Origin of the sequence: Clostridium manihotivorum, assembly GCF_004015185.1 — a bacterium.
Lineage (GTDB): Bacteria > Bacillota > Clostridia > Clostridiales > Clostridiaceae > Clostridium_AR > Clostridium_AR manihotivorum.
Genome location: NZ_CP025746.1, coordinates 753,503 through 772,473 on the forward strand (window position 1 = coordinate 753,503; position 18,971 = coordinate 772,473).

General features: G+C 31.7%; 20 protein-coding genes. 18 read left to right on the top strand and 2 right to left on the bottom strand.

The features are described from left to right. Positions 1 to 15 precede the first annotated feature (15 nt). Complete coding sequence (locus tag C1I91_RS03280; RefSeq protein ID WP_128211210.1) at positions 16 to 960, bottom strand: magnesium transporter CorA family protein; 945 nt, start codon at positions 958 to 960, stop codon at positions 16 to 18. 271 nt (positions 961 to 1,231) lie between these two features. On the opposite strand from C1I91_RS03280, the gene C1I91_RS03285 reads away from it, so the two are divergent. The 10 genes from C1I91_RS03285 to C1I91_RS03330 all read left to right on the top strand — a co-directional run bounded on the left by C1I91_RS03285 (position 1,232) and on the right by C1I91_RS03330 (position 9,126). Next, a complete protein-coding gene (locus C1I91_RS03285; RefSeq protein WP_128211211.1) occupies positions 1,232 to 1,744 on the top strand; it encodes a hypothetical protein in 513 nt (170 codons plus the stop codon). A 197-nt stretch (positions 1,745 to 1,941) separates the two neighbouring features. Further along, positions 1,942 to 2,160, top strand: a complete 219-nt coding sequence (locus C1I91_RS03290; RefSeq protein ID WP_128211212.1) for a sigma factor G inhibitor Gin — start codon at positions 1,942 to 1,944, stop codon at positions 2,158 to 2,160. Positions 2,161 to 2,176: 16 nt separating this feature from the next. Further along, positions 2,177 to 3,595, top strand: coding sequence for an aminotransferase class I/II-fold pyridoxal phosphate-dependent enzyme (locus tag C1I91_RS03295; RefSeq protein ID WP_128211213.1), 1,419 nt, complete (start codon positions 2,177 to 2,179; stop codon positions 3,593 to 3,595). 56 nt (positions 3,596 to 3,651) lie between these two features. Continuing rightward, the gene (tmk, locus tag C1I91_RS03300; protein ID WP_128211214.1) at positions 3,652 to 4,296 is read left to right on the top strand and encodes a dTMP kinase; all 645 of its coding nucleotides are present in this window, start codon (positions 3,652 to 3,654) and stop codon (positions 4,294 to 4,296) included. Positions 4,297 to 4,387: 91 nt separating this feature from the next. Beyond that, positions 4,388 to 4,717 (top strand): cyclic-di-AMP receptor, encoded by a 330-nt coding sequence (locus tag C1I91_RS03305; RefSeq protein WP_128211215.1) that lies wholly within the window; start codon positions 4,388 to 4,390, stop codon positions 4,715 to 4,717. A 16-nt stretch (positions 4,718 to 4,733) separates the two neighbouring features. Then, entirely contained in the window at positions 4,734 to 5,663 is a 930-nt protein-coding gene (locus C1I91_RS03310; RefSeq protein WP_128211216.1) for a DNA polymerase III subunit delta', read from the top strand. 1 nt (position 5,664) lies between these two features. Further along, positions 5,665 to 6,570 (top strand): PSP1 domain-containing protein, encoded by a 906-nt coding sequence (locus C1I91_RS03315; RefSeq protein ID WP_128211217.1) that lies wholly within the window; start codon positions 5,665 to 5,667, stop codon positions 6,568 to 6,570. An 11-nt stretch (positions 6,571 to 6,581) separates the two neighbouring features. Next, entirely contained in the window at positions 6,582 to 6,785 is a 204-nt protein-coding gene (locus tag C1I91_RS03320) for a heavy-metal-associated domain-containing protein (RefSeq protein ID WP_128211218.1), read from the top strand. A 98-nt stretch (positions 6,786 to 6,883) separates the two neighbouring features. Beyond that, the gene (locus C1I91_RS03325) at positions 6,884 to 7,054 is read left to right on the top strand and encodes a DUF362 domain-containing protein (RefSeq protein WP_128211219.1); all 171 of its coding nucleotides are present in this window, start codon (positions 6,884 to 6,886) and stop codon (positions 7,052 to 7,054) included. Between the two features lie 437 nt (positions 7,055 to 7,491). Continuing rightward, positions 7,492 to 9,126 (top strand): methyl-accepting chemotaxis protein, encoded by a 1,635-nt coding sequence (locus C1I91_RS03330; protein WP_128211220.1) that lies wholly within the window; start codon positions 7,492 to 7,494, stop codon positions 9,124 to 9,126. A 263-nt stretch (positions 9,127 to 9,389) separates the two neighbouring features. Here the strand turns inward: C1I91_RS03330 and C1I91_RS03335 are convergent, their stop codons facing one another. After that, positions 9,390 to 10,019 carry an MBL fold metallo-hydrolase gene (locus C1I91_RS03335; RefSeq protein ID WP_128211221.1) on the bottom strand — a complete coding sequence of 210 codons (630 nt, stop codon included), beginning with the start codon at positions 10,017 to 10,019 and terminating at the stop codon, positions 9,390 to 9,392. A 195-nt stretch (positions 10,020 to 10,214) separates the two neighbouring features. Between C1I91_RS03335 and C1I91_RS03340 the strand changes: the two genes are divergently transcribed. The 8 genes from C1I91_RS03340 (at position 10,215) to C1I91_RS03375 (ending at position 18,957) form a co-directional block, all read left to right on the top strand. Further along, entirely contained in the window at positions 10,215 to 10,670 is a 456-nt protein-coding gene (locus tag C1I91_RS03340; protein WP_128211222.1) for a CtsR family transcriptional regulator, read from the top strand. Between the two features lie 18 nt (positions 10,671 to 10,688). After that, entirely contained in the window at positions 10,689 to 11,207 is a 519-nt protein-coding gene (locus tag C1I91_RS03345) for a DUF7685 domain-containing protein (protein WP_128211223.1), read from the top strand. A gap of 11 nt (positions 11,208 to 11,218) precedes the next feature. Then, entirely contained in the window at positions 11,219 to 12,256 is a 1,038-nt protein-coding gene (locus C1I91_RS03350; protein ID WP_128211224.1) for a protein arginine kinase, read from the top strand. Positions 12,257 to 12,267: 11 nt separating this feature from the next. After that, positions 12,268 to 14,736 (top strand): ATP-dependent Clp protease ATP-binding subunit, encoded by a 2,469-nt coding sequence (locus tag C1I91_RS03355; protein ID WP_128211225.1) that lies wholly within the window; start codon positions 12,268 to 12,270, stop codon positions 14,734 to 14,736. Positions 14,737 to 15,204: 468 nt separating this feature from the next. Next, positions 15,205 to 16,143, top strand: coding sequence for a thioredoxin-disulfide reductase (trxB, locus tag C1I91_RS03360; protein ID WP_128211226.1), 939 nt, complete (start codon positions 15,205 to 15,207; stop codon positions 16,141 to 16,143). A 4-nt stretch (positions 16,144 to 16,147) separates the two neighbouring features. Next, positions 16,148 to 16,378: a glutaredoxin domain-containing protein gene (locus C1I91_RS03365; protein WP_128211227.1), complete on the top strand. Its 231-nt coding sequence runs from the start codon at positions 16,148 to 16,150 to the stop codon at positions 16,376 to 16,378. Then, a complete protein-coding gene (locus C1I91_RS03370; RefSeq protein ID WP_164880424.1) occupies positions 16,378 to 17,838 on the top strand; it encodes an NADP-dependent glyceraldehyde-3-phosphate dehydrogenase in 1,461 nt (486 codons plus the stop codon). The genes C1I91_RS03365 and C1I91_RS03370 overlap by 1 nt, the downstream gene beginning before the upstream one ends. Positions 17,839 to 18,150: 312 nt before the next feature. Next, complete coding sequence (locus tag C1I91_RS03375) at positions 18,151 to 18,957, top strand: TrmB family transcriptional regulator (protein ID WP_128211228.1); 807 nt, start codon at positions 18,151 to 18,153, stop codon at positions 18,955 to 18,957. Positions 18,958 to 18,971 lie beyond the last annotated feature (14 nt).

Here is an 18,971-nt window from a genome sequence, read left to right on the forward strand (position 1 = left end):
GAGAATTCAATATTTTTAAGAAAACATATCTTTTTTATACAGTAGAGCTGCAACAATAACTGCAATTATCATTGTAACTCCCATAACTATATGAAAAGCATAAGGACTATCTTGAAGAGGTAATCTGACATTCATACCATATATTCCCCCCATTATCGTTGGGATTGCTAATAGTATAGTTACTGATGCTAATACTTTCATCACTATATTTAGATTATTGGATATTACAGATGCAAAGAAATCCATGGTACTTGCTAGTATATTACTATATATTTCAGTCATTTCGATAGCCTGCTTGTTTTCTATTATAACATCTTCTAAGACATCTTTATCCTCCTCATACTTTTGCATTATCTCTAATTTAAGCATTTTCTCCAGAGTTATTTCATTTGACTTAAGAGAAGTTGAAAAGTAAACAAGGGACTTTTCTAAAGAGTGTAATTGTATCAGTTCTCTATTTTTCATAGATTTATGTAGTCTTTTTTCAATCATGAGACTTTTTTTATCAATTTGTCTTAAATATATAAGATAGTATGTAGACACTCTATTCAGAATCTGCAATATAAATCTAGATTTCTTAAAAGAGTAGAATGACTTTATCTTTCCATAGGTAAAATCAGTCAATATCTTCGAGTTTTTTAAACAGACAGTTATAAGCTCTTTATCTGTATGTATAATGCCTAGAGGATATGTATCATAGGTTAGTGAGTTATCTTCCATTTCAGTAAAGGGTATGTCGACAATAACTAACATATTATTATCCTCTATATCTATACGAGAGGTTTCTTCGTCGTCTAGAGGAGCTCTTAAAAATTCAATTGGAACGGAGGTCTTTTTTGATATAAGAATAAGTTCCTCATCTGAAGGAGCAACTAAGTTTATCCAGCAACCTGGTTCAATATTATCTAAACTTTTTAATGTAGGGTCAAGCTCACTTACTGATTTATATATTTGAATCATCTAATGATACCTCCATCTTGTTGTATAATGAATTAAAATAACTTTAAGTAGAATAATCAATAAAAACTTAAATATCAATTTTATTATATCATATATTAGAAAAATTAAGTAATCATGAGTATCTTAGAGAATAACCTTGCATATATATAATTAAGTTTAGTATATTGATATAAAAGCTAATATTTAGTACAAAAGGTAATAGATAAAAATGTAAAATGGTTGTATAATCACTATGGTGTATTATTAGCTTATGCGATGGGGGAGTAATGTTATGGGTACGATGCATAAAGAGTTTGTAGGAAGAAGAAAAGCTTCTTCAATAGTAATTAGCATAGTAGTACTATGTTTAATGATTGTTTTATCCAACTCAAGTGAAAAAGTTTTACTATACAATCATAAGATTAATATAATTATGGATCCCTTATTGATTTTATTGACACTTAGTTTTGTTGGATTTCAGTTTATTAGATGTAGAACCTCTTATAAGTATTCAATTGTAGCTGATAAGCTTATAATTCACAGAGTTAACCCAGCTGAGCAAGTGACTTTAGAGAATATAAAACTGAAAGACATAGTTTTTTTAGGTGGAATAGTATCTGCACCTAAAAGGTATCCTATTAATAGAAGAAAACTTTATATAGGTAGCATAGTTGGCATAAAGACATACTGTTGTATATATAGAGATGATAATAAATATAAAAAGTTCTTTTTTCAACCTAGTGAAGACTTAGTAAATAAATTAGAGGTATATAGTGCTAGATATAAAGAGGTTATGGTAAGTTAAAGTAACCAGGTAGACGTTATTACGTCCCTGGTTACTTTTGTTTTTATTTGATAATATTCATTATGAAAGATACGTTCTAGGTTTATTCATAAAAATATTTATTGTGGACAAATTAAGATTATTTGCAGTATTGAATAAAATATACTATATGAGTTAAAAATCAAAATAACATATAAGTTATGGAGGTAATATTCGTTATGAATAATATATATGCTAAAAATAAATGCATAGTATGTGGAAAAGCTCATGAAAATGGTATAATAATATGCGGTAAAAAGATTTGTCGAAGTTGTGAAGAAAATCTAATAGAGTGTGAAGCAAACACAGATTTTTATAAATACTACATGAACTGTATTAAGAAACAACTTACTCCTCATATTATAAAAAACAGTTGTGAGAAAAGTGAGTATTTATAATAATAAGGAGGTAATTATGAACAAGATTCCGCTGGTAGAAGCGTTGAAATCATATGTAGATGAAAGAAATGCTCCTTTTTCTATGCCAGGCCATAAAAGCGGCAGGGGATTCAAATCGGAGTATTTAAATATTAATTTAAATGAGTTTCTTTTATCTGCTGATATAACCGAGGTGGAAGGTCTTGATAACCTTCATAAACCAGAAGGTGTACTAAAAGAAGCTCTAGAAAAATTACGTGATTTATATAAAAGTGAAAAGTCTTATTTTTTAGTTAATGGAAGTACATCAGGAAATCTTATAATGAGCTATTCATGCTTCGAGGAGGGGGACAAAGTTCTTGTTGAAAGAAATTGCCACAGATCCATAATGAATAGTTTAATTATGAGAAAGCTAAGGCCTGTGTATTTAAATAACACCTTAAGTACAATACTTAAAGCACCGTTAACTTTAGATTTGGAAGAGTTTACTAGACTCTTAAATGAGCATAGCGATATAAAAGGAATTATTATAACCTATCCTAATTATTATGGAGTTGGGTGTAATTTGAAATTTATTATTGATGAATGTCATAAGAGGAATATAAAGGTGTTAGTGGATTGTGCTCATGGTGCTCATTTTGGCGTGCATAAAAGGCTTCCAGATAGTCCTGTGACTTTAGGTGCAGACATGGTTGTAATGAGCGCTCACAAGACATTACCAAGTTTAACTCAAACATCATTCTTACATGTAAATGATAAGTCCTTGATAGAGAAAGCAGATTTTTATTTTGGAGTTTTTCAAAGCACAAGCCCTTCCTATATATTAATGGCATCTATGGATTATAGTAGGGCTTTTCTCGAATATGAGGGTCAGGAAGCTTATGAAAACCTATTTATAAAAGTGGACAAGTTTAAGGATGATATAAAAGATTTTTCATATATTAAGGTTTTTGATAAAAGCTATATAAATGAATCAGAAACTATTTTTGATGAAAGCAGGGTAGTTTTATGCTTAGAAGATGGTTTAAGTGGGCATAAATTATTAGAGGTGCTTAGAACTAATAAGATTCAAGCAGAGATGAGTGGTGAAAATAATGTTGTATTGATATGTTCACCATTTAATACTGAACAAGACTTTGACTTACTAGCAAAAACCCTTAGAAATATGGATTTAAATTTAATTGAAGATAGAGAAAAGTCTTTCTGTTTTGCCAAGTTGCCGAAACAAGGGCTTATTCCGGGAGATGCATTTCTACGTGAAAAGGAAGTTATATCGTTAGAATTATCAGAAGGAAAGATGGCTGGTGATAATATAATACCATACCCACCAGGAGTTCCTATGCTTATAATTGGTGAAGTTATTGATAAAGAGCACATATTAGGTATAAAAAAGGCACTTAAAAGTGGTTTAACAGTACTTGGAGTTGAAGAAGGGTGTATAAAAGTAATTAGATAATATAAATCAGATTGTACAATATGAAATATATAACATTAAAAGAAAGAGTGAGTAGAATGAAAAAGGGATTATTTATAGTATTTGAAGGACCAGAAGGAGCTGGAAAAACCACTGTAATTAAAGACATAGAGAGTGTATTTAAAAATACTAATATAGAATACATATTTACAAGAGAGCCAGGCGGTATATCGATTTCTGAGCAGATAAGAAAGATAATTTTAAATAAAGAAAATACAGAGATGGACGGAAGGACGGAAGCTCTGTTATATGCTGCGGCTAGAAGGCAGCATTTAGTTGAAAAAGTAATACCGTCTCTTGAAGCTGGTAAGGTAGTTATATGTGACAGATTTATTTTTTCGTCACTAGCGTATCAAGGTTATGCAAGAGGGTTGGGTATGGAACAGGTTATGAACATAAATAATTTTGCAATTGAAGAGTATATGCCAGACTTAACACTGTTATTTGATCTAGATCCTAGAGTAGGGCTAAGAAGAATACATAGTAACGATGAAAGAGAAATTAATAGATTAGATTTAGAAAGTATTGAATTTCATGAAAAAGTTGTAGAAGCGTATCATATTTTAGCTAATAAGTATAATGAGAGCACCATAATAATAGATGCTTCAAAATCCTTAGAAGAAGTAAAGGATCAAGTTATTAATTCCATTATGTCTTTTCTCGAAAAAAAAGGATATATTTAACTAATTCTATTCAAAGTTAGTTAATTGTGATAGAATAAAGAATAATAAAAACTTGCAATATATTCAATAAAATTTATGGGAGGTGTTTTTTATGAAGTTGGTTATTGCAATAGTTCAAGACGATGATGCTTTGGATTTAATTGACGGAATAACAGATGAGGGCTTTAGGGTGACTAAGCTTGCCACAACAGGAGGCTTTTTGAAATCAGGTAATACTACATTGATGATCGGTGTTGAAAAAGAGAGAGTTGATGTAGTTATAAATCTTATTGAAGAAATCTGTAAGACAAGAAAGCAGGTAGTGTCATCGCCATCTCCTATGGCTGGAACAACTGGAGTTTATATACCATATCCAGTAGAAGTTGAAGTTGGTGGTGCAACAGTATTTGTAGTAGATGTAGACAAATTTGTGAAAATATAAAAAGGAGGAGAGTGCATTGGATTTTATAGGACATAGTGAAATCATAAAGCGTTTTGACAATAGTATAGAAAAGCATGCACTCTCCCATGCTCATTTAATAATAGGTGAGGACGGAATAGGAAAGAGCATACTAGCTAAAAAATTTGCTTCAAAGATAATGGGAAAGATTGATTTTAAAGAATATATTGATATAGTTAATTATAGAACTAATAAGAGTTCTTTTGGTGTAGATGAAGTTAGAGGCATTATCACAGAGGTGAACAAAAAGCCTTATGAAGGTGATAAGAAGGTAATAATAATATACGAAGGTAATAAATTGACTGTGCAGGCACAGAATGCATTACTTAAGACTATAGAAGAACCACCAAAAGGAGTATATATAATAATATTATGTGAGAGTGCAGAACTTATACTAGATACAATAAAGTCTAGGTGCCAAGTACATAAGCTATTTCCACTAAAAGAAGCAGAAATTGAAATGTTTATTGAAAATAAATATCCGAGTATAGATAAGGAACTTAAAAAAACTTTAATTTCTTTTAGTGAGGGAATACCAGGTAAAGCTGAAAAGTTCATTGGTGACAGTGGTTTTGAAGAAATAAGAAATATGGTCTTACAATTAATGAGAGACATAAATAGTCATAATGAAGATATAATACTAAAGTATGAACCAATTATATCTAAATATGATGGGAAAGAAGAAGATATTTTTACGATTATAATATCCTTTGTAAGGGATATAATTATATATAAGGAACTACAAGATGTTACATATATAATAAATAGAGATAAACTAGAAGACATTAAGGACTTATCAAACATGATGGCTTACAAAAAGTTAAGGGGAATAATTGGAGTTATAGATGAAACTAGAATTAACCTAAGAAGTAATACTAATCCTCAGATGACCTTTAATGTTATGATGATAAGCCTACTGGAGGTTTAATATGATTAAAGTCGTTGGAGTACGTTTTAAAAAAGCAGGTAAGATATATTATTTTAATCCAAATGATATTGAAGTTAAGAAAGAAGATAATGTTATAGTAGAAACTGCAAGAGGTATAGAGTTTGGAGAATGTGTTATAGGTCCAAAGGAAATAGATGAGAGTGAAATAGTAGCACCTTTAAAAAGTGTCTTGAGAGTAGCAGATGCAGAAGACATAGCAAGGCATGAGGACAATAAAAGCAGAGAAAAGCATGCCTTTGAAGTATGTTTTGATAAAATTACAGAACATAAACTAAATATGAAGCTTATAGATGTAGAGTATACCTTTGATAACAATAAGGTAATATTCTACTTTACTGCAGATGGTAGAGTAGACTTTAGAGAACTGGTAAAGGATCTTGCAACTATATTTAAGACAAGAATTGAATTAAGACAGATAGGGGTAAGAGACGAAGCTAAGATGATAGGTGGACTTGGACCATGTGGAAGACCTCTATGTTGCTCAACATTTTTAGGAGACTTCGCATCTGTTTCAATAAAGATGGCTAAGGAGCAAAATCTTTCTCTTAACCCTACTAAGATATCAGGAATATGTGGAAGGCTTATGTGCTGTCTTAATTACGAACAAAACACTTATGAAGATATAAGAAAGAGACTTCCTAAGATTGGTTCAGTAGTTGAGACTGATTTAGGAAGAGGTGAAGTTGTTTCTAATTCTGTTGTTAAAGAGAAGGTTAAGGTTAAGCTCTTTAGAGGAGAAGAAGATTTTATAGAAGAATTTAAAATTAGTGATATAAAACTTATATCCGGAGGATATGAAGGAACTATTGATGAAAGTGATATTAAGTTAGAAATTGACGATGATGTAGATAAGAAAATGATAAAGGACTTGTTTAGTGGTAATTAAGGAGGTAAAATATGAAATCTTCAATAAAAATTCCTAGCATGAAGTCATCTGAGGATATAATCAAAATAAAAAAAGCTATTGCAAGTAATGAAGGTGTCATTGCTTGTGAGATAAGTAAGGAAAAAGGAGAAGTTAGTATAGTCTACGATAATTACTTCGTAGAACTTGATGATATAATAACTTCTATTGAAGATTTAGGATATATTGTATTGTAAAGTTATATAACTAACAACAAAAGTCTTTTAAAATTAATTAAAACATGTTAAAATGAATGTGGTGTTTATACACCACATTTTTTTAGGAGGTGTTTGTTATGGCATATAAAATTACAGATGCTTGCGTAAGCTGTGGAGCATGCGCTGCAGAATGCCCAGTTAATGCTATTAGTCAAGGAGATACACAATTCGATATAGATGCAAATTTTTGTATCGACTGTGGAAACTGTGCTAATGTTTGCCCAGTAGGAGCACCAGTTCAAGACTAGTTTTAAGTTGGACAGGCCACCTTTAGGTGGCCTTTTTTTTGTTGCCAAAAGATACCGATTAATAAACATGTGAGGTTATAGCGTTATATTATTAATACAAAAGTCATTATATATAGGGACCAAACTTCAACTATTAACTTATAAAAGGTCCATATAGGTGTACGACTTTAACTATTAATTTATGCATTGCCTGATGATTTACGTAAATGTGGATCATATAATCCTCAGAAGTCGTGATTATCGAACATATATATTAGTTTTTTGCAAAGGATACCTCTATATATAAGCAATTAGTATCAAATTATCAAAAAATAGCCTTTTTAATGTGAAATTATACTAAATTAAATAGAAAATAGGAAAAAATACAAGCAACCATTGAAGTATTTGCAGATATTGTTTAAAATTGTTAATAAACAAGGAAATAAGGGGGCAAATACATGAAATCACTTAGACGGAAGATAAGCTTAAGTTTTGGGGGAGTGTGTTTATTATTTTCTATAATTTATACACTTGTATATGGTTATAGAACTTCCACAGTAATACAAAATCAAGCTATGGAAGATACAGCTTTGATGTCTGAACAATTTTTGATTAATTTAAATGGACATACCACTGAAGATGCAAGCTATCTTCAAGAGTTAACAAGGAAATATAAAAATTCTAGTATAAGTTATATAGGTATAAGAAATAAGGATTATAAGTATGTTGCTAGTACTATTGATACAGAGACTGGATCACAAAGAAAGGATCAGTATGCTGAAACTGTATTTTCTACAGGGAACAAAACTTCTTATAAAATAAACGATAAAGATAAGGGACTTATGCTTCAGTCAGTAATGCCTATCAAAAGTGATGATAAGGTAATTGGAGTAATAGAACTTGGTATTCCAATGAGTGGTTCTCAAAAGGATATAAGTAATCTCATTATTAGCATGCTGGTTATTGCTATAGTAATTCAAATAGTGGCCTTTGTCATAGGCGGATTTGTTGCTAGAAGCATAGTTAACCCAATAAAGCATATGCTTGGGTCTTTAGATCTTGTGGCAAAGGGAGATTTCACAGCAAGTGTAAGGGTTTCTTCTAAAGATGAAATAGGTAAATTGTCTAATATAATGGCAGACACTTTGGAGCATATAAAAGAGATGATTTTAGAGATCAAACAGTCAGCCAATAATCTTGCTGAGGCTTCACAAGGAGTAGCTGCATCAAGTGAGCAAATGGCAAGTTCAAATGGTAGCATAGCAGAAGCTATGACAGATTCAGCTCATAGAGTTAATACTCAATCTAATAATTTAGAAGAGTCTTATGTGGTATTAATAAATTTAGAAGATAGATTAAAAACAATGGAAGCAAATCTAAGTTCAGCACTAAGTGGAAATATGGAAATAAAACATAAAGCAGATAACGGTAGAGATAAGATTGTAGAATTGGCTAAATCTATAGAAGAAATACGATATAAATTTGAGGAAGTTGAAAATACTTTATCTAAGCTAAATGGGAGTGTGGATAATATTTCATCCATAACTTTGGTTATTAACGATGTAGCAGAACAAACTAACCTGCTAGCTTTAAATGCTGCTATAGAGGCTGCGAGAGTTGGAGAGCAAGGAAGAGGCTTTGCGGTGGTTGCAGATGAGATAAGAACTTTAGCTGAGCAAGTTCTAGACTCTTCTAAGAATATTAATAATATAGTTACAGGCATAACAGGAGATACTAAAGAAGTTTCAAATAGTGCAAGAGAAGTGTCATCTAAGATAAGTGATCAAGGAAAGATATTAGATGAGACTATAGAATCCTTTAAAAATATAGTTTCAGGGATACTAGATAATTCTACCACTATAGAAAATAGCAACATGGAACTTAAAGAAACCCTTAATGCTAAGAATCAAGTGAAGAATAGAATAGAAATAGTTACAGAGGAAGCGAAAAATATTTCTGAAAGTACTATATCAGTAGCTTCAAACATAGAGGAACAAACAGCAACTGTTCAGGAATTTACAGCTACTGCACAGACATTGGATAGCATGGCTACATCGCTGACTACCCTTGTAAACAGGTTTAAGGTTGAATAATAAGATAAGTTTATATATTTACATATAGGTATCCAACTTAAACTATTAATTTAAGCATTTCTGATGGTTCCCAAAACACGGGATCAGCTAATCCGCATAAGCATGTATTACCAAAAATGTATAAATTAGGTTCTTATAAAGGGTATCTATAAGAATAAAATTGAGATTTACATAGAATATAAAAGTTCTTAGAAATATAATAATATATATCTAAGAACTTTTATATTTTTACATACAATCACTAGTTGCAATAGGTTTCATTATTAGGTCAGAAAAATCACATTATTAGTTGAAGATATATCTTTTTCAGGAATAAAGCTATTAGATAAAATTTTCTTTACATTTTTCATAGCTGTTAAAAATTTTTCTGGACCATCTAACTCAAATGTAAGTTTGGGTGTCTTATAATGCATAGGAATAACATATGTTGGATTTATAGCCTTTGTAATTTCTGCAGCCTCTAATCCATCAATTGTGAAGTTACCGCCTACTGGAATCATAAGAACATCAATATTACCTATCCTATCAAGCATATCTTCATCTAAAGTATGTCCTAAATCTCCTAAGTGACATATTCTAAAGTTATCCATTTCAATAATATAAATAATATTAGGACCTCGCTTTAGCCCATTTTCTTTATCGTGGTAACTAGCTAGCCCATGTATCGTACAAAATTCTTCAGCATGTATGCCTAAAGTATCTATAACTTTTGTGTCAATATTAGCTTTGGAAATATAGCAATGATCGAAATGTTTATGACTTATTGTTATTAAATCCACTTTATCTTCATAAGTAGAATAGGCAATATCATTTGGAAAAGGGTCTAATAACAACCTTTTTCCCATAGAATTCTTAATTAAAAAGGAAGCGTGTCCTAGATTAATTATTTCCATAAAATCACATCCTTAAATTTGACTATTATAGTCTTATTATAACCATAAAAAATGGTTATACTCAAATAAAATTGAATTGCTTTAATTTTCTGTTAATAGCTTTGTTAATTAATAATACTTATCACTTGAACTAAAAAGAAAAAAATAATAATATATATTCAAGGTCAAAGAAAGTCAAAGTAAGGTGGTGGTTTAGTGGCTAGACTGTCTGACATAATTGAGGCATTCATAAAGAACTTACTTGAACAAAGCTGCGATCAAGAACTTCAAATTCAAAGAAATGAATTAGCAGATAAATTTTCTTGTGCTCCATCTCAAATAAATTACGTATTAACTACTAGATTTACCTGCGATAAAGGTTATTTGATAGAAAGTAAAAGAGGTGGCGGAGGCTGCATAGTTATCAAAAAAATTACTTATGATACAAAAGATAAGATTTATGAAATAATAAGCTCAAGTATAGGAGATAGTATTACTTATCACAATGGAGTAGCTATTTTAGAAAGTCTTTATGACTTAAATATTATAAATGAGCGTGAGATGGCATTAATAAAAATAACCATTAATGATAGAACTCTTCAGAATGTAGAAGATAGAAATAAAGTTAGAGCCGATATATTAAGATCACTGGTTGTGGTTTTATTATCTTAAAGTAAGGAGGGAATTTTTATGTTATGCGATAAATGTGGAGAAAGAGAAGCTAGTGTTCATATTGTAAAGGTAGTTAACGGTGACAAGAAGGAATTAAATCTTTGTGATAAGTGTGCAAATGAATCTATGGAAGTTCCTTTAAACCCATTTGAGGATTTAGGTGAGTTTTCATTCCAAAACTTATTGAGCGGTTTAGTGGATTATGTAAATAAGGCTTCCCAAGGAGCTCAGAATAATGAAGTTGTTTGTGAAAACTGTGGAATGGCATACAACGAATTTAAGAAAACAGGTCTTCTGGGTTGTAGTGAATGCTATAAGAATTTTCAGAACTCTATCAATCCTGTAATAAAAAGAGTACAAGGTGATATGGAGCATATGGGGAAAGTTCCTACAAAGGCAGGAAAGTACTTTATAGAAAAGAGAAAGCTGGTAAAACTAAAGGAAGAATTACAACAAGCTATATTTGGAGAAGAGTATGAAAAGGCAGCTGTTCTTCGAGATGAAATAAAGTCTGTTCAAGAAAGTATGGGAGAATAGGAGGATGCTTTATGGATAACTGGATTAATGGTGCTGAAGCTGGAAATGATGAAATAGTTATAAGCTCTAGAGTTAGATTAGCAAGAAATCTAAAAAAAATACCTTTTACTAATAGAATGGATGAAAGCGCTGGAAGAGAGAATGTAGACAGGATTGAAGGAGCTTTTTATTTAAATCAAGAAAATAGAGAAAAGTTTACTACTATAAGGTTATGGGAAAGTAATGGTAATGTATCAACTAGTTATTTTGAAAAACACCTTATAAGTCCTAACTTGCTTAAGTCCTACAAAAAGACAGCCTTTTTAGTGGATAAAGATGAAACCATGAGCATAATGATAAATGAAGAGGATCATATAAGGCTTCAATGTATAACCAAAGGCTTTAATGTTAGAGAGGCTTATAATGAGGCTAATAAACTTGATGATATGCTAGAACAGTATTTAGATTATGCCTTTGATGAAAAGTTTGGATATCTAACAGCTTGCCCTACCAACCTTGGGACAGGTATGAGAGCGTCTGTTATGATTCATTTACCTGCGCTTACAATGAATAAGGAAATTGACGGCTTGATAAAAGGATTGGCTCAAGTCGGTATGACTATAAGAGGTCTGTATGGTGAGGGATCAAATGCAGATAGTAATATATATCAAATATCAAATCAGGTTACTCTTGGAGTTACGGAAGAAGAAATCATTACAAATCTTCAAGCGGTGGTCTCTCAAGTGGTTGCTCAAGAAATAAAATCTAGAGAATCATTAAGAGCTAATTATGAATACGAAATTTTGGATAAAATATATAGGTCAATTGGAATACTAAAGAATGCAATTATTTTAAGTTCAAAAGAATGTTTAGAACTTCTTTCATACGTAAGATTAGGTGTGGAAATGTCAATAATAAATGATGTAGATAAAAAACTTTTGAACAGCTTGCTTGTATCCATTCAACCTGCTTCACTTCAACTTAAGGTAGGAAGAAAGTTGTCGGAAAGAGAGCGGGATGTAGAAAGAGGTAAATTAGTTAGAGAGGCATTTAGAAAAATTAATAATTAGGAGGTGACACCATGTTATTTGGTAGATTTACAGAAAGAGCTCAAAAAGTATTAATGAATGCTAGAGAGCAATCTAAAAAATATAAACATGGGTATATAGGTACGGAGCATATTCTATTAGGAATACTAATGGATGAAGGTAAAAGTAAAGAGCTATTAAACGCCTACAATGTAAATGTAGATGGAGTAGGTAGGCTGATACAACAATATGTTGGCGAAGGTGAAGTTGAGTACTTTTCAGGAGAGATACCACTAACTCCAAGGACAAAAAGACTTTTAGATAATAGTTTAGTAGAAGCTAGAAATTTAGGACATAATTATATAAGTCCAGAGCATATACTTCTTGCCTTAATAGCTGACAACGAAGGTGTAGCATACACAATTTTAAATAATCTAAATGTTAATTTTGAAAAGCTTAGAGCAGATATAATAAGTAGCTTTAATGGAAAGCCTGTATCGCAGAGTGGCCAATCAGATGCTCCTCAAAGAAGAAGAACAGATCATAAGACCCCTAATTTAGATCAGTTTGGAAGAGATCTTACTGAGATGGCTATAGAGGGTAAGCTTGATCCTGTGGTTGGAAGAGATGAAGAAACCCAAAGAGTTTTAGAAATTTTGTGTAGAAGAATAAAAAACAATCCTTGCTTAATAGGTGATCCTGGAGTTGGAAAAACTGCTATAGCAGAAGGTTTAGCTCAAAAGATAGTTGAAGGAAATATTCCAGAGATACTTAAAGAAAAAAGAGTTGTTTCTTTGGATATAACATCTATGATAGCAGGCGCAAAGTATAGAGGTGAATTCGAGGATAGATTAAAGAAGGTAATGGAAGAAATTAAAAATGCGGGAAATGTACTATTGTTTATAGATGAAATCCATACAATAGTTGGTGCAGGTGGAGCTGAAGGCGCTATTGATGCATCTAATATACTCAAACCTGCTTTGGCAAGAGGGGAGATTCAATGTATAGGAGCTACAACTATTGACGAGTATAGAAAGTATATTGAAAAAGATTCTGCTCTTGAAAGAAGATTCCAGCCTGTAAATGTAGGAGAACCTTCAAAGGATGAAACACTACAAATATTAAAAGGACTTAGAGATAAGTATGAAGCTCATCATGGAGTAAAGATAACAGATGAAGCTCTTGAAGCTGCTGTTAATCTTTCAGACAGATATATAACTGATAGATATATGCCAGATAAAGCAATAGACTTGATAGATGAGGCTGCTGCTAAGGTTAGAATTGAGAATTTAACTACTCCTCCAGATCTTAAAGAGATGGAAGAAGAAATCGAAAAAGCAACTAAGGAAAAAGAAGACGCTATAGCAGTGCAAAACTTTGAAAAGGCTGCTGAGTTAAGAGATAAAGAAAAGAAATTAAGAGAAAAACTAGACCATATGAAGACAAATTGGACTACTCAAAGTAGTGCTCAAACTCATATAGTTGGAGAACAGCAAATAGCATCTGTAGTTTCTAAATGGACTAAGGTCCCAGTAGAAAAGCTTACAGAAACTGAATCAGAGAAACTATTAAAACTTGAAGAAATACTTCATAAGAGAGTAGTAGGTCAAAATGAAGCAGTAAAATCTGTTGCTAGAGCAGTAAGAAGAGCGAGAGTAGGCTTAAAAGACCCTAATAGACCGATAGGATCATTTATATTCTTAGGACCTACTGGAGTTGGAAAAACTGAACTTTCTAAAGCATTGGCTGAGGCTATGTTTGGAGATGAGAACAATACAGTTAGAGTGGATATGTCTGAATACATGGAGAAGCATTCAGTATCAAGACTTATAGGATCCCCTCCAGGGTATGTTGGGTATGATGAAGGTGGCCAGCTTACTGAAGCTGTAAGAAGAAGACCTTACTCTGTAGTATTGCTAGATGAAATTGAAAAGGCTCATCCAGATGTATTTAATATATTATTACAAATACTTGAAGATGGAAGACTCACAGATGGAAAAGGTAAGACTGTCAATTTTAAAAACACAATAATAATAATGACTTCAAATGTAGGAGCTCATACAATCAAAAAGCAAAAAACAATAGGCTTTGGAATGGATGAAAATAAGAGCGAAACTGAATATGAAAAGATGAAGGAAAATGTTATGGATGATCTTAGAAAGACTTTCAGACCAGAATTCCTTAACAGAATTGATGATACAATAGTTTTCCATGGACTACAAGAAGAAGATTTATTACAAATAGTTAATCTAATGGTAAGTTCAGTTACAGAAAGATTAGATGAACAAGATATACATCTAGAATTTGATGAGGAAAGTAAAAAGATTCTTGTTGAAAAAGGAAAAGATGTAACCTATGGAGCAAGACCATTAAGAAGAGTAATAACTAAGAGTGTTGAAGATAAGTTAAGTGAGGAGTTGCTTAAAGGAAATATAAAGAGAGGCCAAAGCGTTAAAGTAACCGCAGAAGATGGAGATTTGAAATTCACTCCAAGCGTAGTGGCTCAAGAAGAACCTAAGTAAATTATATTTATAAGAGAATAAATTAATATGAAAAATCGTAGTTTATATATAGGGATTAAATTAAAGTATCAGATCTCTATACTAAATAGACTACGATTTTTATTTTTTTGTATAATAGCATCTATGAAGTAAAGTTTGTTCTTTTATTTATATGTAGCATATAGATTTTTTACATCAATCAGAGATAAAGATGTACCCATTTAATCCTTAGAATCAAAATATAGCGTTTAATAAACCGACGAAGCTTTATATTTTGAGATATTTCATTTAGAAAAACATAAGTTTCACAAAAATGAATAAGAACTAAATTTAATAAAAAACTATAGTAGAAGAATTGCAATATAATAAATAATTATTATTTGTTAAAAACTTGTTGCAAAATGAATATATAGTGCTATAATAATATTAAAGATACCCCTTGGGGGTAATTAAAACGGAAGTAAGTATTGTTCAGAAAGAGGGAAGACTATGGCAAAGAGTGAGAAGATAATTGATTTAATGATAATAGGTGGAGGTCCAGCAGGATTAACAGCAGCAATATACGCATCTAGAGCTAAACTTAATATGGTGCTTTTAGAAGATGCTATAGTAGGTGGTCAAGTAAGAACTAGTTATTCCATAGAGAACTATCCAGGATTTAAGTCTATAGAAGGTGGGAAACTTGCCGATTTAATGCAAGAGCAAGCCTTGGAACTAGGTGCAACAATAGATGAATTTGATTTAGTTGAAAGAGTTGATTTCTCAGATAAAGAAAAAATAGTAGAAACAACTAGTTATATATATAAACCTAAAGCAGTAATAATAGCAACAGGGGCAACTCCTAAAAAGATTCCTGTACCAAACGAAGAAAAGTTTTCAGGAAAGGGTATACACTACTGTGCAGTATGTGATGGCGCTATGTACGAAGGAAAAGTTATAGGCGTAGTAGGAGGAGGAAACTCAGCTCTAGAAGAAGCTTTATTCCTTACAAAGTTTGCTTCTAAAGTAGTTATGATTAGAAGATATGATTACTTCAAAGGAGAAGCAGCAACTCTTGAGGAAGTGCTACATCACCCTAAGATAGAAGTTATGTACAATTGGGATTTAGTTGATGTATCTGGAGAAAAGTTCATGGAGAGTGCTAAGATAAAGAATACAAATACAGGTGAAGAAAAAGAAATTCAAATGGATGCTATCTTTGGATATATAGGAACTGAACCAAAGACTGGCCATTTTAAGGATTACGTAAATCTTACACCTCAAGGATATATTCTAGCAGATGAAAGTACAAGAACAAACATAAAAGGTGTATATGCAGCTGGAGACGTAAGAGAAAAACAATTTAGACAGATAACAACAGCAGTAGCTGATGGAACTATAGCTGCCTTAGATGCAGAAAAATATATATTAGAAGCAAAGAGAGGTTAGTAATATGGTAAAGATATATTCTACATCATGGTGTCCATGGTGTGTAAAGGCTAAGGATTATTTCAAGATAAAAGGGGTAGAATATTCAGAAATAAATGTAGCAGATGAACACGAGTACAGAAATGAAGTATATGAAGTATCTGGTCAGAGAACTGTACCAGTTATAGATATTAATGGACAGATAATAGTAGGCTTTGATAGAGAAAAAATTGATAGGGCATTGGAGGTAAGGTAATGTTTAGTGATATACGTAATGGAGAAGTTTATAAGAATCTTGTAGATGGTAAGTGGATTGAAACAAACACAAAGAAACTTATAGATATAAAGTCACCAATAGATGATTCAATAGTAGGAAGAGTTCAAAGCATGAGTAAAGAAGAGGTAGATGCTGCTATACAAAATGCCAGTGATGCTCAACTATCATGGAGAAATGTCCCTCTAAATCAAAGAGCTGAAATTCTTTATAAAACTGCTGATATATTAGATCAAAAAGCAGAAGAGATAGCAAATATAATGGTAAGAGAAGTTGCAAAGGATAAGAAGAGTGCTGTATCAGAGGTTACAAGAACAGCTGATTATATAAGATTTACAGCAGATGCAGCTAAGAGCATGGAAGGTGAATCTATTCCTTCAGATCCATTCCCAGGTTTCAATAGAAATAAGATTTCCGTAGTAACTAGAGAGCCTTTAGGAGTAGTTCTTGCAATTTCACCATTTAACTATCCAGTAAATTTATCAGCTTCAAAGATAGCTCCAGCTGTTGTGGCAGGTAATTCTGTAGTACTAAAGCCAGCGACTCAAGGTAGTATATCAGCTTTATACTTAGCAAAAGCATTCCAAGAAGCAGGTCTTCCAGCTGGTGTTCTAAACACTGTAACAGGAAGAGGTAGTGAAATAGGTGACTATGCAGTTACTCATGATCACGTAGACTTTATAAACTTTACAGGAAGCACAGATGTTGGTAAGCATATTTCACAAATAACAGCTATGAAACCATTGCTTATGGAGCTTGGTGGAAAGGATGCTGCTATTGTTTTGGAAGACGCTGATTTAGATCTTACTGTCAAGAATATAATAGCTGGTGCATATTCATATTCAGGCCAAAGATGTACAGCTGTTAAGAGAATATTAGTAATGGAGTCTGTTGCGGACGAACTAATAGAAAAGCTTAAGGTTAAGATATCAGAGTTAAAGGTTGGTAATCCTTTAGAGCATGATCAAGTAGACGTAGTCCCACTTATTGATACTAAAGCTGCTGACTATGTAGAAGATTTAATGAGAGAAGCAGAGGAAAAAGGTGCTAAGCTTATAATTGGAGGAAATAGAGAAGGAAACTTAATATATCCTACTTTATATGACAATGTAAATGTAGATATGAGATTGGCTTGGGAAGAACCATTTGGACCAGTGCTTCCTATAATAAGAATAAGTGACAGAGATGCTGCAATAAAGATAGCAAATGCTTCAGAATACGGATTACAATCATCAGTATTTACTAAGGATATAAACGCAGCTTTCTATATAGCTTCAAAACTTGAAGTTGGTACTGTTCAAGTCAATAATAAGACTGAAAGAGGACCAGATCACTTCCCATTCCTTGGCGTTAAGTCTTCAGGTATAGGTACTCAAGGAATAAGATACTCTATAGAAGCTATGAGCAGACCAAAGGCTATAGTAATAAATCTAGCTGAGTAGTATGTGTCAATACAAATAATATAATAATATTATTAATCTAAAATATATCTATTTAAGATTAAATGAAAAAGCTAAGGACATATACCTTGGCTTTTTTGCTTTTTATAATATATTGTAATATGCTTCAAAGAATGTATACTTAAAAACTTTCGTAAATTCATATTTGACTAACTTAATACTGTGTTGTACAATTAGTACAACATAGCATAACACGATGAGGCGGTTACAGATAAAATAAACTATTATACTAATTTATAAATAACCATTAATAATGTTAAAGAAATAAGAACATGTGAAGATATAGGAGTATATATGGAAGATATAATCAATAAGCTACAAGATTTCAATTTTACAAAAACTGAGGCTGAAGTATACTTATGCTTGCTGAAAAATGGCCAACTAAATGGATCTCAGATTTCTAAGTTACTTAATATATCAAGAAGTTCGGTATACAGCTGTTTAGAGAATTTATACAAAAGAGGAAATGTATTGATGCTCTCTGGAGAGCCTACGGTCTATAAAGCACAATCTCCAGATACTTTAATAAACAATATAAAAGCTAATTATCAAAACTCCATAGACATATTGGAAGAATCCTTAAGTAATATGGAAAGAAATGAACTAGATGATCAGTACTGGAATATGAAAGGATACACTAATTTTATTGAAACTACAAAAAAGATGTTAATGGAAGCGGAAAGTGAAGTATACATTTCTACTACTTTTGAGTTGAAGCTATTTGAAGAAGAATTAAAAAAACTTATAGAAAAAAACATTAGAATAATTGTTTTTTCTTTTGAGAGTCTTGATGTAGAAGGACTAGATTTGGAATATTATCATCACGAAAGCAAGAGTATTTTCTATGATGGTAGAAGGTGGATGATGATAGTTGACAATAAAAAGGCACTTATAGCCAATGAAACTAATGATGCGGATATTCTTGGTACAGTTACAGAAAATTCGTTGATGGTTTCAATAATATCTGAGCATATACATCATGATATTTATCTTTTAAAACTTAAGGATAAATATAACAAGAATGTAGTCACAAGTGATATTTTAATCAATAGTGGCTTTGAGATGGGCTCATCAGTTTGTAAGAATAAGAAAGCTAAATAGTATAAGTATTGAAT

Bases quoted from the DNA above. Each gene is read 5' to 3' on its own strand.
- C1I91_RS03280 (WP_128211210.1), bottom strand. From the start codon at position 960: ATGATTCAAATATATAAATCAGTAAGTGAGCTTGACCCTACATTAAAA.
- C1I91_RS03285 (WP_128211211.1), top strand. From the start codon at position 1,232: ATGGGTACGATGCATAAAGAGTTTGTAGGAAGAAGAAAAGCTTCTTCA.
- C1I91_RS03290 (WP_128211212.1), top strand. From the start codon at position 1,942: ATGAATAATATATATGCTAAAAATAAATGCATAGTATGTGGAAAAGCT.
- C1I91_RS03295 (WP_128211213.1), top strand. From the start codon at position 2,177: ATGAACAAGATTCCGCTGGTAGAAGCGTTGAAATCATATGTAGATGAA.
- tmk (WP_128211214.1), top strand. From the start codon at position 3,652: ATGAAAAAGGGATTATTTATAGTATTTGAAGGACCAGAAGGAGCTGGA.
- C1I91_RS03305 (WP_128211215.1), top strand. From the start codon at position 4,388: ATGAAGTTGGTTATTGCAATAGTTCAAGACGATGATGCTTTGGATTTA.
- C1I91_RS03315 (WP_128211217.1), top strand. From the start codon at position 5,665: ATGATTAAAGTCGTTGGAGTACGTTTTAAAAAAGCAGGTAAGATATAT.
- C1I91_RS03320 (WP_128211218.1), top strand. From the start codon at position 6,582: ATGAAATCTTCAATAAAAATTCCTAGCATGAAGTCATCTGAGGATATA.
- C1I91_RS03325 (WP_128211219.1), top strand. From the start codon at position 6,884: ATGGCATATAAAATTACAGATGCTTGCGTAAGCTGTGGAGCATGCGCT.
- C1I91_RS03330 (WP_128211220.1), top strand. From the start codon at position 7,492: ATGAAATCACTTAGACGGAAGATAAGCTTAAGTTTTGGGGGAGTGTGT.
- C1I91_RS03335 (WP_128211221.1), bottom strand. From the start codon at position 10,019: ATGGAAATAATTAATCTAGGACACGCTTCCTTTTTAATTAAGAATTCT.
- C1I91_RS03345 (WP_128211223.1), top strand. From the start codon at position 10,689: ATGTTATGCGATAAATGTGGAGAAAGAGAAGCTAGTGTTCATATTGTA.
- C1I91_RS03350 (WP_128211224.1), top strand. From the start codon at position 11,219: ATGGATAACTGGATTAATGGTGCTGAAGCTGGAAATGATGAAATAGTT.
- C1I91_RS03355 (WP_128211225.1), top strand. From the start codon at position 12,268: ATGTTATTTGGTAGATTTACAGAAAGAGCTCAAAAAGTATTAATGAAT.
- trxB (WP_128211226.1), top strand. From the start codon at position 15,205: ATGGCAAAGAGTGAGAAGATAATTGATTTAATGATAATAGGTGGAGGT.
- C1I91_RS03365 (WP_128211227.1), top strand. From the start codon at position 16,148: ATGGTAAAGATATATTCTACATCATGGTGTCCATGGTGTGTAAAGGCT.
- C1I91_RS03370 (WP_164880424.1), top strand. From the start codon at position 16,378: ATGTTTAGTGATATACGTAATGGAGAAGTTTATAAGAATCTTGTAGAT.
- C1I91_RS03375 (WP_128211228.1), top strand. From the start codon at position 18,151: ATGGAAGATATAATCAATAAGCTACAAGATTTCAATTTTACAAAAACT.